15 protein-coding genes are annotated in these 14,817 nt (G+C 48.0%); 2 read left to right on the plus strand and 13 right to left on the minus strand.

Annotated elements, in window-relative coordinates:
• Nucleotides 1-2: 2 nt before the first annotated feature.
• From J6600_RS17945 to J6600_RS17960, 4 genes are all read right to left on the minus strand, one after another.
• Nucleotides 3-809, minus strand: a complete 807-nt coding sequence (locus J6600_RS17945) for a glycosyltransferase family 2 protein (RefSeq protein ID WP_007407698.1) — start codon at nucleotides 807-809, stop codon at nucleotides 3-5.
• Between the two features lie 84 nt (nucleotides 810-893).
• Entirely contained in the window at nucleotides 894-1,421 is a 528-nt protein-coding gene (locus J6600_RS17950) for a hypothetical protein (protein ID WP_209387708.1), read from the minus strand.
• A gap of 44 nt (nucleotides 1,422-1,465) precedes the next feature.
• Nucleotides 1,466-2,101 (minus strand): permease prefix domain 1-containing protein, encoded by a 636-nt coding sequence (locus tag J6600_RS17955; protein WP_021494753.1) that lies wholly within the window; start codon nucleotides 2,099-2,101, stop codon nucleotides 1,466-1,468.
• Nucleotides 2,094-2,432, minus strand: a complete 339-nt coding sequence (locus tag J6600_RS17960; protein WP_003150960.1) for a PadR family transcriptional regulator — start codon at nucleotides 2,430-2,432, stop codon at nucleotides 2,094-2,096. The genes J6600_RS17955 and J6600_RS17960 overlap by 8 nt, the downstream gene beginning before the upstream one ends.
• A 149-nt stretch (nucleotides 2,433-2,581) precedes the next feature.
• Between J6600_RS17960 and J6600_RS17965 the strand changes: the two genes are divergently transcribed.
• On the plus strand, nucleotides 2,582-3,394 hold the full coding sequence (locus J6600_RS17965; RefSeq protein ID WP_021494752.1) for a bifunctional hydroxymethylpyrimidine kinase/phosphomethylpyrimidine kinase: 813 nt from the start codon (nucleotides 2,582-2,584) through the stop codon (nucleotides 3,392-3,394).
• Nucleotides 3,395-3,424: 30 nt separating this feature from the next.
• On the opposite strand, the gene J6600_RS17970 is transcribed toward J6600_RS17965, so the two are convergent.
• The 5 genes from J6600_RS17970 to J6600_RS17990 all read right to left on the minus strand — a co-directional run bounded on the left by J6600_RS17970 (nucleotide 3,425) and on the right by J6600_RS17990 (nucleotide 7,970).
• The gene (locus J6600_RS17970) at nucleotides 3,425-3,700 is read right to left on the minus strand and encodes a hypothetical protein (RefSeq protein WP_042635591.1); all 276 of its coding nucleotides are present in this window, start codon (nucleotides 3,698-3,700) and stop codon (nucleotides 3,425-3,427) included.
• 63 nt (nucleotides 3,701-3,763) lie between these two features.
• Nucleotides 3,764-5,203, minus strand: a complete 1,440-nt coding sequence (locus J6600_RS17975) for a sucrose-6-phosphate hydrolase (RefSeq protein WP_209387709.1) — start codon at nucleotides 5,201-5,203, stop codon at nucleotides 3,764-3,766.
• Nucleotides 5,200-6,582: a sucrose-specific PTS transporter subunit IIBC gene (locus tag J6600_RS17980; RefSeq protein WP_014419178.1), complete on the minus strand. Its 1,383-nt coding sequence runs from the start codon at nucleotides 6,580-6,582 to the stop codon at nucleotides 5,200-5,202. The genes J6600_RS17975 and J6600_RS17980 overlap by 4 nt, the downstream gene beginning before the upstream one ends.
• Nucleotides 6,583-6,801: 219 nt before the next feature.
• A complete protein-coding gene (locus tag J6600_RS17985; RefSeq protein ID WP_014419179.1) occupies nucleotides 6,802-7,632 on the minus strand; it encodes a PRD domain-containing protein in 831 nt (276 codons plus the stop codon).
• 23 nt (nucleotides 7,633-7,655) lie between these two features.
• Nucleotides 7,656-7,970, minus strand: a complete 315-nt coding sequence (locus tag J6600_RS17990; RefSeq protein WP_089072470.1) for a hypothetical protein — start codon at nucleotides 7,968-7,970, stop codon at nucleotides 7,656-7,658.
• Nucleotides 7,971-8,495: 525 nt separating this feature from the next.
• Here J6600_RS17990 and J6600_RS17995 point away from each other — a divergent pair.
• Complete coding sequence (locus J6600_RS17995; RefSeq protein ID WP_115941165.1) at nucleotides 8,496-10,907, plus strand: S8 family peptidase; 2,412 nt, start codon at nucleotides 8,496-8,498, stop codon at nucleotides 10,905-10,907.
• 41 nt (nucleotides 10,908-10,948) lie between these two features.
• Here J6600_RS17995 and J6600_RS18000 read toward each other — a convergent pair whose 3' ends face one another.
• The 4 genes from J6600_RS18000 to J6600_RS18015 all read right to left on the minus strand — a co-directional run bounded on the left by J6600_RS18000 (nucleotide 10,949) and on the right by J6600_RS18015 (nucleotide 14,813).
• Nucleotides 10,949-11,950, minus strand: a complete 1,002-nt coding sequence (locus J6600_RS18000; RefSeq protein WP_202331865.1) for an LLM class flavin-dependent oxidoreductase — start codon at nucleotides 11,948-11,950, stop codon at nucleotides 10,949-10,951.
• Nucleotides 11,951-12,113: 163 nt separating this feature from the next.
• Nucleotides 12,114-12,863: an oxygen-insensitive NADPH nitroreductase gene (gene nfsA / locus J6600_RS18005; protein WP_007407708.1), complete on the minus strand. Its 750-nt coding sequence runs from the start codon at nucleotides 12,861-12,863 to the stop codon at nucleotides 12,114-12,116.
• A gap of 102 nt (nucleotides 12,864-12,965) precedes the next feature.
• Nucleotides 12,966-14,153, minus strand: coding sequence for an FtsW/RodA/SpoVE family cell cycle protein (locus J6600_RS18010; protein ID WP_209387710.1), 1,188 nt, complete (start codon nucleotides 14,151-14,153; stop codon nucleotides 12,966-12,968).
• 201 nt (nucleotides 14,154-14,354) lie between these two features.
• Nucleotides 14,355-14,813 carry a GNAT family N-acetyltransferase gene (locus J6600_RS18015; RefSeq protein ID WP_209387711.1) on the minus strand — a complete coding sequence of 153 codons (459 nt, stop codon included), beginning with the start codon at nucleotides 14,811-14,813 and terminating at the stop codon, nucleotides 14,355-14,357.
• Nucleotides 14,814-14,817 lie beyond the last annotated feature (4 nt).

The raw sequence follows: 14,817 nt of genomic DNA on the forward strand, positions 1-14,817 counted from the left end.
CCTTATGAACTGTGCAGTCTTGAATGGACGGGCTTTCCGTCCCACACAATGTCAGTCGGCGCCTCCCGCCTCTTCATGTCCGGCTCTTCAAGAAGAACCGCGAAGTTTTTCGTCGGGAGCTCCCCAAGCCCGTGCTTTTCACTTAACCGGTCTAAGTACCGCTTCCGTTTGCCGCCGAGATCCGCGGACTGATTGCCGCCTCCCTCAAAAAACGCATATATGACGCTCGCGCAAGGAACACGCTTCACACGGTGCTGTTTCGCGGCGCGCAAATAAAAGTCCCAGTCCCAATAATTATGGACATCCGGATCAAAATACCCTAACGTGTCATGCAGAGAACGCCTGTACATGCTGCCTGACGGAACGTACGTGGAAAACACCCGCATATCCGCATAATCCGCCGTATAGGCGAACGGCTTTCGTGACACCGGGTATCTCGTGCCGCCCCGTTCTTCAAATGACACTATTTCCGCGTCAGAATGGACAAAATCCGCATCAGCAAGTGCAGCCGCCATTCTTTCCAAATGGCCCGGCGTAATGAAATCATCATCATCGCACAGCATGATACAATCACCCGACGCTTTTTTCACACCTGCGTTCCGCGCTTCCACATGTCCGGCATTCTGTTCTAAATCAATAATCTGAATCGGCAGATCGCTGTACAGCTGCTTCGCTTGTTCGACCGATTCCCCGGCATCATTTACGATGATCACTTCATAAGGCTTTATGGTCTGCATGGAAATCGACTCCAGCAGCTCACACAAAGCCGGAATCCGGTTATACGTGACTATGACAATTGATATATTCATGACCCGCTCCTTCTGCTTTTTCTCATGTTCTATTAAAACATAAAGCGGCGGAGAGATCAGGGGGGATTTTTGATTTCGGCCCATTCAGAAACAAATCCAGGTCATGCCCGCCAGCAAAACGAGAATGATCAGAAGGTCTCCCCAAACAGTGCATACCGCCTTGGCATTAAGTCTGCCCGCCTCCATGGCGTTCCAAAGTTTTGATTGATAAACAGGCACCAACACCATCGCATAGCATGTGCACAAGCAGACAAAAGCCGGCGGGACAAGCGCACATCCATCCTCATGCCAATCATGAATCAGTTCCGGTATACTCACCCCGCTGTCAATGTACAAGTATAATATACCCGCCAGCGGAATGAGCGAACTGATCTGCAGCTCGAAAAGTTTCACCTTCCACTCACGCGCAAACGAAACGGCCCAAATCCATCCCAGCGCATAAAACAATAGAAGAAGCAAAATACTGAAAACAACAAAAATAGCGTCTTGCATCCCATTCAGAACCATAATAAAAAGACTCACAACGGGCAATGCAAGAACCAAGCCGCAGACGGTAAATACGGTAACGGTTATTTGGACGCACGCGCCGTACATCCACGAACCTAATCTCATTTTAACACCCCTATATAGATTCCCTATGTATATAGTGAAAAAGATCAGGCAAGCCTCTGCCTGCCTGCGTAAAAACCTATTTTGCCGCAAAACGGAAAACATACCGTCACAACGGCGCATACTGCCGCAAAACTCGGTGTGACCGCCGAAGGAAACAGCCCAGCCGGAACCAGATTGAACAAAAAGACAAACATAAAACATAGATTCGGCACCATTGAAGCCCATACCGTCCGCTCAGCAAGCTTTTTGCCGCCAGCCCCGAACTCCTTGCCAGCTTGATAGCCGATTTGGAACCAATACAGCACATAACCGATCATAATCAGCCATACTGACACGGAAATTCCTTTCCACAGCGCGTCAACAGCGGGATGAATCCTCCACGCGTGCATCATCGTAATCATCGCCCCCATCACAAAAAGACCGCAGTTGCAGAACAGATAAAAGAACATAAAAGTCCGCGCGGGCACCGCCGAAGCTTTTTGAAAAGCAGAGATAATCTCAGACGGAGTCCCCACTTCCCGCAGAATAAGCGCCATCGCTTCGCTTTCGGTTTTGCCTTTTTCCAGATGATCACATATGGCATGATGAATATGGCTTTCGATTTCTTTTAATAATTCACGGCTTCCGGCCTTGCCTTCCAGCCCTTTTCTGATTTCCTGCACATAAAGGTCTTTATCCATTCTGCCCGCCCCGCTTCAGCATCCGGTCCATCAGAGCAGAGAACAGATTCCATTCCTTCGTCCGTTCGGCTAGAATGTTTTTTCCTTCATCGGTGATCCGGTAATATTTTCGGTCCGGCCCTTTGGTCTGCTTTTCCCAGTAAGAAGAAATATAGCTTTGGCGTTCAAGCTTATGAAGCGATGGGTACAGCGTGCCTTCCTTCATTTGCAGTTCATTCCCGCTTCTTTTCTCCATTTCTTTTACTAGTTCATACCCGTACATGGGCCGTTCATTCAGCAGCGTCAGCACCAGAATGACCGTGCTTCCCTTTACAAGCTCCCTGTTGAGCATTTATTTTCTCACCCTTACCTAGTAATCTTATGTAGGTATTGTACGCACATCCCCCGCGGCTGTCAAATCATTCCTCCAAGCCTTCCGTATTGTGATCGGGAGAAAATCTAACTATAATGAGATATAAAACACTGATGGAGGCCATTGATATGTCAATGCACAAAGCACTTACTATTGCCGGTTCTGATTCCAGCGGCGGCGCGGGAATTCAGGCCGATTTAAAAACATTTCAAGAAAAAAACGTATACGGAATGACGGCTTTGACCGTGATCGTAGCGATGGACCCGGAGAACAGCTGGGATCATCAAGTATTTCCGATCGATGCCGATACGATTCGCGCACAGCTGGCGACGATTGTTGACGGAATCGGCGCAGACGCCATGAAAACGGGAATGCTCCCTACCGTGGAGATCATAGAGCTTGCGGCGAAAACGATTAAAGAAAAACAGCTGAAGAATGTCGTTATCGATCCTGTCATGGTCTGCAAAGGAGCGAACGAAGTGCTGTATCCGGAGCATGCCGAAGCGCTTCGCACCCAATTGGCGCCTCTGGCAACCGTCATCACGCCAAACCTGTTTGAAGCAAGCCAGCTGAGCGGTATGGATGAATTAAAAACGGTGGAAGACATGAAAGAAGCGGCCAAGAAAATTCACGAACTCGGCGCGAAATATGTATTGATTACAGGCGGAGGCAAATTGAAACATGAAAAAGCGATCGACGTGCTGTATGACGGAGAAACCGCGGAAGTATTAGAAAGCGAAATGATTGATACACCTTACACGCACGGAGCCGGATGCACATTCTCCGCCGCCGTGACGGCAGAACTGGCCAAAGGCGCTGAAGTGAAGGAAGCCATCTATGCGGCAAAAGAATTTATCACCGCGGCAATCAAAGAATCCTTCCCGCTGAACCAATACATCGGACCGACTAAACATTCGGCGATGCGTCTTAGCGGAAAATAAAATAAATATCCCCCTCATGATCGAGGGGGATTATTTCATTTTTTTCGCGGATGACCGCAAAAACATCTCAATAGACTGCACAAACAGCGCATATTCCTTCATCTGTTCATATGTATGCATCAGCCGATCACTCCATTCATTGTGCGGCTCAGCCCTCTTGAGCATGCGATTCAGCTGAAGCAATACTTCTTTATATTCTTCCCGCTTATCTTCCACTTGCTCTGCGGCTTTGACAAGTAAACATTTCGGCGTCATCTTCTGATTTTTCAAAACTGAGAAAACAACTCCTTTTATTCCTGGAATCATAGTCTTTCGTTTGAAGAATAGCACAGATGGCATAGGTTTCACATAAGAAAAAAGAACGATTTTCTACAAAAGTGTCCAAATTGAGCCATTTATTTCCGTTTTTCCTACCGAAGTGACGGTTACGTCATCATTTCCCGGGAAAGGAAAATATCTGGCGCTGAAAACCTCTTCTCCATCATTCAAAAACAATTCGATCGAGGATGCATCCAGAAAGAGCTGCACGGAATGCACCTCGCTGACGGCGCAGCTTCTCTTTTCTTTTTCTTCTCCGCTGAAAGCGGTGCGCTCCAGCACAGCCAGCCCCTCTTCCTGATGAAATATAAACCGGGCCGCGCCCCGAATTGAGATTTCAAAACCGGATTCGCAAGTGATGCCTTCCAGCAGCACTTCAGCCCGGGACGCATCTTTCACCGGCAGGCTTACAGACGAACAATTCAATTGAAGACGGCGCTTTTGTTCATCCGTGCGGCGTGATTTCATTTCCGGAAGCGGACGCTGTATGATTCTGCCGTTGGACAGTGACAGCTGTCTCGGCATCGTTAAGCAGTGAATCCAGTGATACGCATGTGTCGGATGTTTGTCCTCATGCTGATCCGGAACGCCCATCCAAGCGAACAGAATTCTCCGTCCCTTATCATCTTCCAGCGTCTGCGCCGCGTAAAAATCAAATCCTCTGTCAAGCTCCGTAAATTCACCGTGCTTAAATTCTGGCGGCTCTGTATGAAACCTGCCGAGGAAATAGCCCGCCTGGTGGCTGTTATGATATTTTATCCCGTCGGCTTCAAGCCCCTGCGGACATACGAGCAGCACGTCGGTTCCGTCAAGGGAAAACAGGTCGGGACATTCCCACATATAGCCGAATGACCCGAGACCGCCGGATTCCGCCCCCGCAATCGAACCGAGAAACGTCCAATCCGTCAAGTTCTCTGATGTAAACAATACAGCGCTTCCGGTGAGCTTTTCTGTCTGCGCGCCGAGCACCATGTAATACGCTCCGTCTTTCTTCCATACCTTCGGATCACGGAAATGAGCGGTATAGCCTTCCGGGAGACGCGCGACAACTCCTTTTTTTTCAAACACGATCCCGTCTTCGGATACGGCGAGGCATTGATACGTTTCCCGATTGCCTTCTCCGTCACGGACATTGCCTGTGTATATCAGGCAGAGCCGCCCGTCTTTTTCGATGGCGCTTCCGGAATAACAGCCGTTTTTGTCATACCACTCACCCGGCGCAAGCGCGATTTCCTCCTCTTTCCAATTAACGAAATCCTTCGTCGTCACATGCGCCCAAAATTTCGCGCCGTGCCCCGTATGAAATGGCTGCCATTGAAAAAACAAGTGATATACGCCGTTCCATTGGATCACGCCGTTCGGATCATTTAAAAGCCCGACCGGCGGCATAATATGATAGTTCTGGCGGTATGGATCTGACGCGGCTGTTTCTCCCCGCTTCTTTTTCGCTTCCTCAGCCTGCAGGCGCAGCTCTTGATCCGGTGTCCTCATTTGACGGCCTCCTTTTCTTTAGCTCCCATAATGTAAGCGGCAATAAACGCTGAGACAGAGGCGATGCCCATTCCGATCAGATAGTTTATTAGATTTCCTAAACCGAGCGGAGCCGTGATGGCAATCATCGGAATTCCGGTCAGACCGTAGGCATTGGCGGCGACACCGGTCACCACGACATAGGCTCCTCCCAGCGCTCCGCCGATCATTCCCGCGATAAACGGCTTGCGGTATCTTAGGTTCACACCGAAAATGACTGGTTCGGTTACGCCGAGAAAAGCGGAAAATGCGGCAGGCAGAGCGATTTCTTTCATTTTCGCTTTTTTCGTCAGGAAAAATACAGCCAGTCCCGCCGCGCCCTGAGCGACATTCGCCATCGACCAGATAGGAAGGATATAGTTTCTGCCCAAATCAGCGATGAGGCCGGCCTCAATCGCATGAAAGCTGTGATGCACACCGGTAAGCACAATAAGCGGATAAAGACCTCCGAAAAGCAGTCCGGCAACAATGCCCGCATGATCATACACATACGTCAGCGAGACGGTAATGCCTGATCCGATCGCCCTGCCAAGCGGACCGATTGCGATAAAGGTGATAAATCCTGTGACAATCACCGTGACAAACGGCGTGACCAATAAATCGAATGCGTGAGGCACAATTTTTCTCGTGCCCTTTTCCACTTTGCTCATAATGTAAACGGCTAACAGTACGGGGATGACCGTCCCTTGGTAGCCGAGCAGCGCAATGTCGAAGCCGAAGAGCTGCATAAAATCAGGCGGTACATCCGCAAGCCCCCACGGATTCAAAAGCGCCGGATGGATCATAATTCCCCCGAGCACGGCACCGAGAAAGGCATTACCGCCAAATTCCTTCGCCGCGCTGAACCCGATGAATACGGGCAGGAAGATAAACGCCGCGCTTGAAAACATGTCTAGAAGCTTAAACAGCGATGATTGTTCAGACACCCAGTGAAAAGCCTTCATCATGCCGAGCAGCCCCATTAAAAGTCCGCTTGCCACGATAGCCGGAATAATGGGAACGAATATGTTAGACAGTGTTTTCGCAAATCTTGCGGCCGGATTCAGCTTTTTTTTCGCTGCGTCCTGATGTGTCTCACGATCCTCCCGCTCCAAATCGGCTTCTTTTGAAAAAGCGTCATACACTTTATTCACGAGGCCGGTGCCGAATATAATCTGATATTGCCCCGAGCTGCTGAAAGCCCCTTTTACTCCTTCTGTCTCTTCAATGCCGGCCTGGCTGATCTTCTGTTCATCTTGAATGACGAGCCTGAGCCGTGTGGCGCAATGTGTCGCGCTGATGATATTTGATTTCCCTCCGATGTGTTTGATAAGCTGTTTTGCCGTTTCTTGATAATTCATTATGTATCCCCCTTTCTAAAATCAAAAAAGACCTAAAATTCGCCAACGAAAAAGGTCAGCATGATCCCTTTTTCATGTACGCAAATTTTAGGTCTTGCCTGCATTACCAGTCACAATCCCGCCGGATTCAGTTTTTTTAATGCGCTTTCATTCTATTCCATGATAGCGCTTTCGTCAATATGTTTTCAAAAAAAAAGTCTGTTTCTCGAAACAGACGCGTTATTCCGGGTTTTTTTGCAGACGCTGGACATGCAGCGTGATATAGCCGGCCTCGGATTCCGGCAGTTCCAAATCATATTCAGTTTTTAAAAACGCTGCCAGTTCAAGCGCACACCGATAAGCAAACGGATACTTTTTTTGGATGAAATAAAGCATCTCCTCGTCCATGGAATGGAGTGCTTCATTTGAATCCAACCGGCTGACCGCATACCGCAAGTGCGTGACGAGGCGTTGATAGGAAATACTGTCTTCATCCACCTTCTGTTCGAAAAAGGATTCGATCTTTTCGATCATTTCTTTGATCATAGTTGTATGCTTCATCGCCGAATACATGCTTTTGGCATCCGCCTTGGCAGTGTGGATATGAAGCGCGATATACCCCGCCTCATCATCAGGCAATGATATACCGAGGGTTTGTTTCACGTGTTCGACCGCCCAGCGGCCGATCTCATATTCTTTTTTATAAAGCGCCTTAATTTCATGAAGCAATCGGTTATGCACCTGAAGGCCGTTTTGAATCCTTTCGATCGCAAAGGATAAATGGTCCGCCAGCGCAATGTGGATGTGATCGTTCAAAGGTGCCGCAAGCTCTCCCTCCGCATGGCTTATGATATCTTCAGCCGCCTCTATATGCTCTTCGGGAAGCGTTTCTAACACTTGTTTGAACTTTTCATTTTCGTCGTGCACGACAAATATTTTTTCAATTTTATGCTTTTGAATCACATCATTTTTTCTCTTTTGAAAAGCGATTCCGGGACCCATTACGATCTTTTCCCGTCCGTCTTCTTTTATTAACGCCGCATTGTTGTTTAATACTTTGTCTATTCTCAAGAGGTTCGCTCCCGTTCATATGTTTAGTGGGATTGTACCCTCTTTTTCATATGATGTAAAGGTGCCGGACCCGCGCGCTCCCGTTTCGGCAATTCTTTGCGGACAGGCATCCATCGGTTTTTATCCAGCCTGCCGCGGGCCGATTTCGTTTCATCGGTCAAATCCGCCGATCGGACACGGCTCACAAACGAAAAAACCCCAGCCGTCCGCTTCGCTTTCTTATGATAAGCCGCTTGGTTTCCGTACACGGCGGCTAATGGATATCTTCCGTTACCCGGCGCCATCCAGTTCATCAGAAAGACCATCCACACCCGTAAAGATACTAGCAAACGTTTCATTGCAAATCATCCCTCCGCTTCTTTTTGACAGACAGCTTGTTCGCAGGCCTGTTTTTCTCTCCGCTTTAACGGAAAAGGCGGCCGATCCTTCTCCGCTAAAAACTAGCGGGTCTAGCAACCCTATGACTCTATGATAGACGCGGCCGGGCGAATTGTTTGTCACAATATGAGTGAAAAAACAAACTAGTTTTCAGAAGTTTTGTTGAAAGCTGATGGAAATGACCTGAAAAATGGAAAAGCCGATAAAAAAAGTTATACACACTTTATCCCTTGGTTAAGCACAGCTTAAACACAGTGTATATCCACATATCCACAAACTCGATCTATATTTTGTATAGGAACATTCGTTCCCAACAATATATATACACAAATTTATTCAGTTATACACAGGATTCTGTGTATAACTCCCTCCTTATTCACAGACCAATTTCCATAAATGAGTCATATGTCACAAGGATTATTTTGAATTTTCAAGAAATATATACTAGATTTCTAATTTAGATAAAGAAAAAGGGGGAAACACGATTGAAAAAAGGAATCATCCGTTATCTGCTTCCGGCTTTTGTCTTATCCTTTACCTTATCCACAAGTTCACAGGCTGCGCCGGCTTCAAAACCGCAAACTCCTGATCTTGAGAAGGCTGAGGTGTTCGGTGACATTGATATGACCACCGGCAAACAAACGACAGTCATCGTGGAGCTGAAGGAAAAGTCACTGGCGGAAGCAAAGGAACTCGGCAAAGCACAGACAAAAAGCAAGCTGAAAAGCGAACGCTCAAAAGTGAAAAAGAAAGCGCTCAAAACCATTAAACACGGAAAAATCAACAGGGAATATGAGCAAGTGTTTTCCGGCTTCTCCATGAAACTCCCGGCAAATGAAATCCCCAAACTGCTGAGTGATCAGGATGTCAAAGCGGTTTATCCGAATGTCACCTATCATACCGATCAGCTCAAAGATAAAGACATCACCCTATCTAAGGATGCCGTGTCTCCGCAGATGGATGACAGCGCGCCTTATATAGGGGCAAATGACGCGTGGAAGCTCGGCTATACGGGTAAAGGCGTCAAGGTTGCCATTATTGACACCGGTGTCGAATATAAACACCCTGACTTAAAGAAAAATTTCGGACAATATAAAGGATACGATTTTGTGGATAACGACTACGATCCTGAAGAAACGCCGTCCGGTGATCCGAGAGGCGCATCGACTGACCACGGAACCCATGTCGCGGGCACGGTAGCGGCAAACGGAACGATTAAAGGCGTCGCACCCGATGCTACACTCCTTGCCTACCGTGTGCTCGGTCCGGGCGGAAGCGGAACAACAGAGAACGTCATCGCCGGCATCGAACGCGCCGTACAGGACGGAGCGGATGTCATGAATCTTTCTCTCGGCAATTCTGTGAATAACCCAGACTGGGCGACAAGCACGGCGCTTGACTGGGCGATGTCAGAAGGCGTCACGGCCGTTACATCAAACGGAAACAGCGGGCCGAACAATTGGACCGTCGGCTCTCCGGGAACGTCCAGAGAAGCCATCTCCGTCGGAGCGACCCAGCTGCCGCTGAATGAGTACGCCGTCTCCTTCGGTTCCTATTCCTCAGCGAAAGTAATGGGCTACAACAAAGAAGATGACATAAAAGCACTGAATAAAAAAGAAACAGAGCTCATAGAGGCGGGTATCGGCGAGCAAAAGGATTTTGAAGGCAAAGATCTGAAAGGAAAAGTCGCGGTCGTCAAACGGGGCAGCATCGCCTTTGTGGATAAAGCCGACAACGCCAAAAAAGCGGGCGCGATCGGTATGGTTGTGTATAACAATGCCCCGGGAGAAATTGAAGCCAACGTACCGGGCATGTCCGTGCCGACGATTAAGCTTTCATCAGAAGACGGCGAAAAACTCGTCAGCCAATTAAAAGCGGGCGGCACAAAAGCGACATTCAATTTATCCGTGGCTAAATCGCTCACTGAACAAATGGCAGACTTTTCGTCACGCGGTCCGGTTATGGACACGTGGATGATTAAACCTGACGTCTCCGCTCCCGGCGTAAACATCGTCAGCACCATTCCGACCCATGATCCGGCCGACCCGTACGGCTACGGATCGAAGCAGGGAACGAGTATGGCTTCCCCGCATGTAGCCGGCGCAGCTGCCGTCATCAAGCAGGCCAAACCGAAATGGAGCCCGGAACAAATAAAAGCCGCTCTCATGAACACGGCGGAAACCTTAACGGACGCGGACGGTGACGTATACCCGCATAATGCGCAAGGCGCCGGAAGCATCAGAATCATGAAGGCGATCAAAGCAGACTCCTTAGTCGCCCCGGGAAGTTATTCTTACGGAACGTTTATGAAAGACAAAGGCAATGAAACGAAAAAAGAAACCTTTACAATTGAAAACCAATCGTCCATCAGAAAATCATATCAGCTCGAGTACTCTTTCGACGGCACGGGCATTACCGTTTCGGGCACAGACCGGGTCGTGATCCCCGCTCATCAAACCGGAAAGGTCAATGCGAAAGTAAAGGTCAATGCCAAAAAAGTAAAGGCAGGCACCTATGAGGGAACCGTCACAGTGCGTGAAGGCGGAAAAACAGTCGCAAAAGTGCCGACGCTGCTGATTGTAAAAGAGCCGGACTATCCGCGCGTGACGTCAATCGACGTGCAGGACGGCACAACGCAGGGAACCTACCAAATTGAAACCTATCTTCCGGCGGGAGCCGAAGAGCTTGCCTTCCTTGTATATGACAGTAATCTTGACTTTGTCGGCCAAGCCGGCATTTATAAAAAGCAGGATAAAGGCTATCAATATTTCGACTGGAACGGCAAAGTCAATGGTGACACCGCACTGCCGGCAGGAGAATATTATATGCTGGCCTATGCCGCGAACAAAGGGAAATCAAGCCAGGTGCTGACTGAAAAACCTTTTATCATTGAATAACCGAACAACCCTGCTGGAGCATCAGCAGGGTTTCTTTCTGATCATTCGGCAAAAGCTTCTCGAAGCAGGCGGTATGACTGAAGTTTATCTTCAAAATGATGAGTAATGGTTACAGCCATCACTTCTTCTGTTCCGTATGCTTTACTGAGAGCCAGAATCTGTTCTTTCACTTGCAGCTTCGTTCCGATGATCATTCGATTCCGATTATCGGCAATTCGTCTTTGTTCATACGGTGTATACGTATTTCCGCGGACGGTGTCGTAAGACGGTACGCCGTGAAGCGGAATCCCCTGTTCACCCGCAAGCAGCGTATAATCCATGACAGCCGCGAGTTCCTCCGCTTTCTCCTCCGTGTCGGCGCACAGCACAAACACCGCCACGGCCGTTTTTGGTTCTTTTCCTAATAGAGAAGGTTTAAATCTGCGCTTATATTGTGCCGTCGTGCTTTCTCCGCCTTCTCCATTAATAAAATGGGCAAACATATAGCCTGCTCCCGTTTCTGCGCTCAGAAGCGCGCTTTCCCCCGATGAACCGAGAAGCCAGACTTCAGGCGCCGTCTTAATAAGGGGTGATGCAGTCAGATTCGGAAAACGGTGATTGTCATCGGCTGCATCATGCAAATACATCGCCAGCTCACGAATCTGCTGCGGATATTGATCAGCATTCCGCTTCCCGCCGTCATTCAGCGCCCATGATGCGATCGGCATTCCGCCCGGCGCTCTCCCTAATCCGAGATCGATTCTGCCCGGCGTCAAACCTTCAAGCACGCGGAAATTCTCCGCCACCTTATATGCGCTGTAATGCGGAAGCATGACACCGCCTGATCCTACACGAATCTCATTCGTTTTCGCCGCAATATGGCTGATCAGCACTTCAGGGCTTGAACCCGCCAACCGCTCTGAAAAATGATGCTCTGACACCCAAAACCTCTTATATCCGAGCTTTTCCGCCTCCTGCGCCAGTCTTACTGTATTCCGCAGCGCGCTTTCCGCGGAACTCCCTTCTGATACAGGAGATTGATCTAATATGCTTAATGAAATCATCACTGTCACCTCATCAACATCGTACCACTGCTAAGCCGTTTTTTCTTTCTGTATGCTTATAAGCATCCCTGATGATAAACATTTATATACCTTGTTCCATTTTGTCGAAATATGTTACACGTGAAACATAAAAAAACCTCTCCCGGTCAGGAGAGGTTTTTTCTTAATTCTTTTGAAAACCTTTATCTTTTACATATTGATTTAAATAGGTTCTCGGTTTTTGTTTCATGAACTGCAGGATTTGATCAGACCACGTTTCAACCCGCTTGCCGTTTGTCCGTTTATCATAATAAGCGGAAATGGTTTCATCATATTCCTTCATATAACTGCGGAAGTGTTCTTCATTCGTATCGTACGTGTTTTCATGATATACGGCTTGTTTCGGCAGGCGCGGCTTTTGACCGGACGGATGAGCGGGATGACCGACTACCAAGCCGAACAGCGGCAGCACATGGTCAGGTGTTCCAAGCACTTCTGTCACCTGATCAAGTTCATTTCGAATGCCTCCGATATAACAAATGCCAAGTCCCATTGATTCCGCGGCAACACTTACGTTTTGTGCGGCAAGTGCGGCATCAATGACGCTGACCATAAACATTTCCGTATTCTCAAGAAGCTCGGTAATGTTTTCGCCTTTTTCCTCAGCAAGTTTTTTATGGCGGTACAAATCAGCGCAAAACACAAACAAGTGCCCGTTATTTTCGACGTAAGGCTGGTTTCCGGCCAGTGCCGCCAGCTTCCGCTTTTTCTCCTTATCAGTTACGCCGATGATGGAGTAAGCCTGCACGTAACTGGACGTTGACGCCGCCTGGGCGCTTTTCACTAATGTATCTATCTCTTCTGCTGTCAGAAGCTCGTCAGTAAATGATCGGATCGACCGATGATTAAGTATAGTTTCGATGGTATTGTTCATATAAAAGCCTCCTTCTTTATATATCATATCCGAAAGGGAATCATGTCAAAAGCGAAATGCTCTAAACAAAAAAAGACAGCCCGAAAAACGAGCCGTCTCACATTAAGAATTGAACAAGTAGCTTTTATATTTCGTCAGCTGCACACTTGCGTTATATACGATCCCGAAGCTGATTAATGTAGAAAGCACCGAGCTCCCGCCATAGCTGACAAACAGCAGCGGAATACCGGTAACCGGCATAATGCCGATATTCATCCCGATGTTCTGGAAGGTGTGAATCACGATAAGTGCAGTAAATCCTACGCAAAAAAACGCGCCAAATCGGTTAAACGCATGCAAGCGGTCAATCAGCACCACAAGCCTGTAAATTAAAAAGAAAAACATGACAACCGCAATGGCGCAGCCTAAAAATCCAAAACTTTCACCCAAAATCGCAAAGATAAAGTCGGTCTGTCCCTCAGGTACGTACACCTTCAGATTATGAACGCCGTTTCCGGTAATGCCGCCCGATCCGATCGCCATAACGGCCTGATCCACCTGCCAGCTTTTATCACTCTCTGCCTGAGTCGTTGCCGCACTGGAGTCAGACATCCACGATGTAATCCGGTTAATTTGATAATCCGCGATGCCGATTGAATTCGCCACATGGGGAAATTCAATCACAAGAACTAAGAAAAGGCCAAGCACAAGCGCGGCCGAACCGCCGATGATGGTGATCAGCTTCCAGTTTACACCTGACATAAACACCATCACCATAACGATAAACAGACAGATCGCACCCGTTCCGGCATCCTGCAAAACGATCAGCCCGAGCGGAATAACCGTCCATGCCGCAATTTTCAAAAGCAGATTCACATCTTCCCGAAGTGACCTTTGATCCTTCGAGCCCGCCTTCGATATAATGGACGCGACCATCATCATAATTCCTATTTTCGTAAACTCAGAGGGCTGGAGGGTAAATTTCCCAAACTGAAACCAACTTTTAGCTCCATTTTTTATTGGTGCTATGGATTCCGGCGCAATTCGCAAAAGGAGTAATGAAAGTACTCCTGCAGCTAGAACATAAATGCTAAGCTTCTCTAACTGTTCCAAATCAAAATAAAGCAATAACCCTATTAGCCCAGCACCAACAATATAAAAAAGAACTTGTTTCATCCAAGCACTATCTCCGTACTGCCCGAACTGTCCGGCCGCATAAATCGCCGCAACACTAATTATTAAAAACACACCAAATATAAAAATCAAATCCCCCTGATAATAGGGATTTTGCTGTTTCTTATATCGACTCATTCTATCCCGCCTTACATTTTCATCGGAAGTCACTATTGTTTATTATACATGAACACAGTTCAAGAAAACATGATGAGGTTGCTTCCTTTTTATTTTTTACGGTTTGGGGACTACACGACATATGACGTGTCAGAAAAGGAAATGTTTCGGTCATGATGAAACTTTTCCGATAAAAAACCCCTTCTCATCAGAAAAGGGGTTTCAGCTTATGTTTAACGTCATAAACAAGCTGTTCGGGTCCTCTTTATAATGTGCAAACGGATCACAATATTGAAACCCGGCTTTTTCATACAGGCGTCTGGCGGGGAGAAAAGCCTCCATAGAACCGGTTTCCAAGCTGATCCGCTGATAGCCCCGCCGCCTTGCTTCTTCAAGTATATGGCGGAGGATCCGGTTGGCTGCGCCTTTTCTGACATGATGCCGAGAGGTTTTCATTGATTTGATCTCACCGTGCCGGCTGTTTAGCTCCTTTAAGGCACCGCAGCCGAGCAGGATGCCGTTTTCCCTCGCACTCCAAAACGTAACGTCAGGCTGACGCAGCCGGTCCGCATTGAGCGCATGTATACTTTCCGGAGGAGAATGCATGGACATGCTCTTCAGATGATCCTGCAAAAGCGCAATGACATCCGGCGCTGTGACATCTTCTTTCCTTACGTCCACTTCA

The organism is Bacillus sp. LJBV19, assembly GCF_017797845.1.
GTDB classification, from domain to species: domain Bacteria; phylum Bacillota; class Bacilli; order Bacillales; family Bacillaceae; genus Bacillus; species Bacillus velezensis.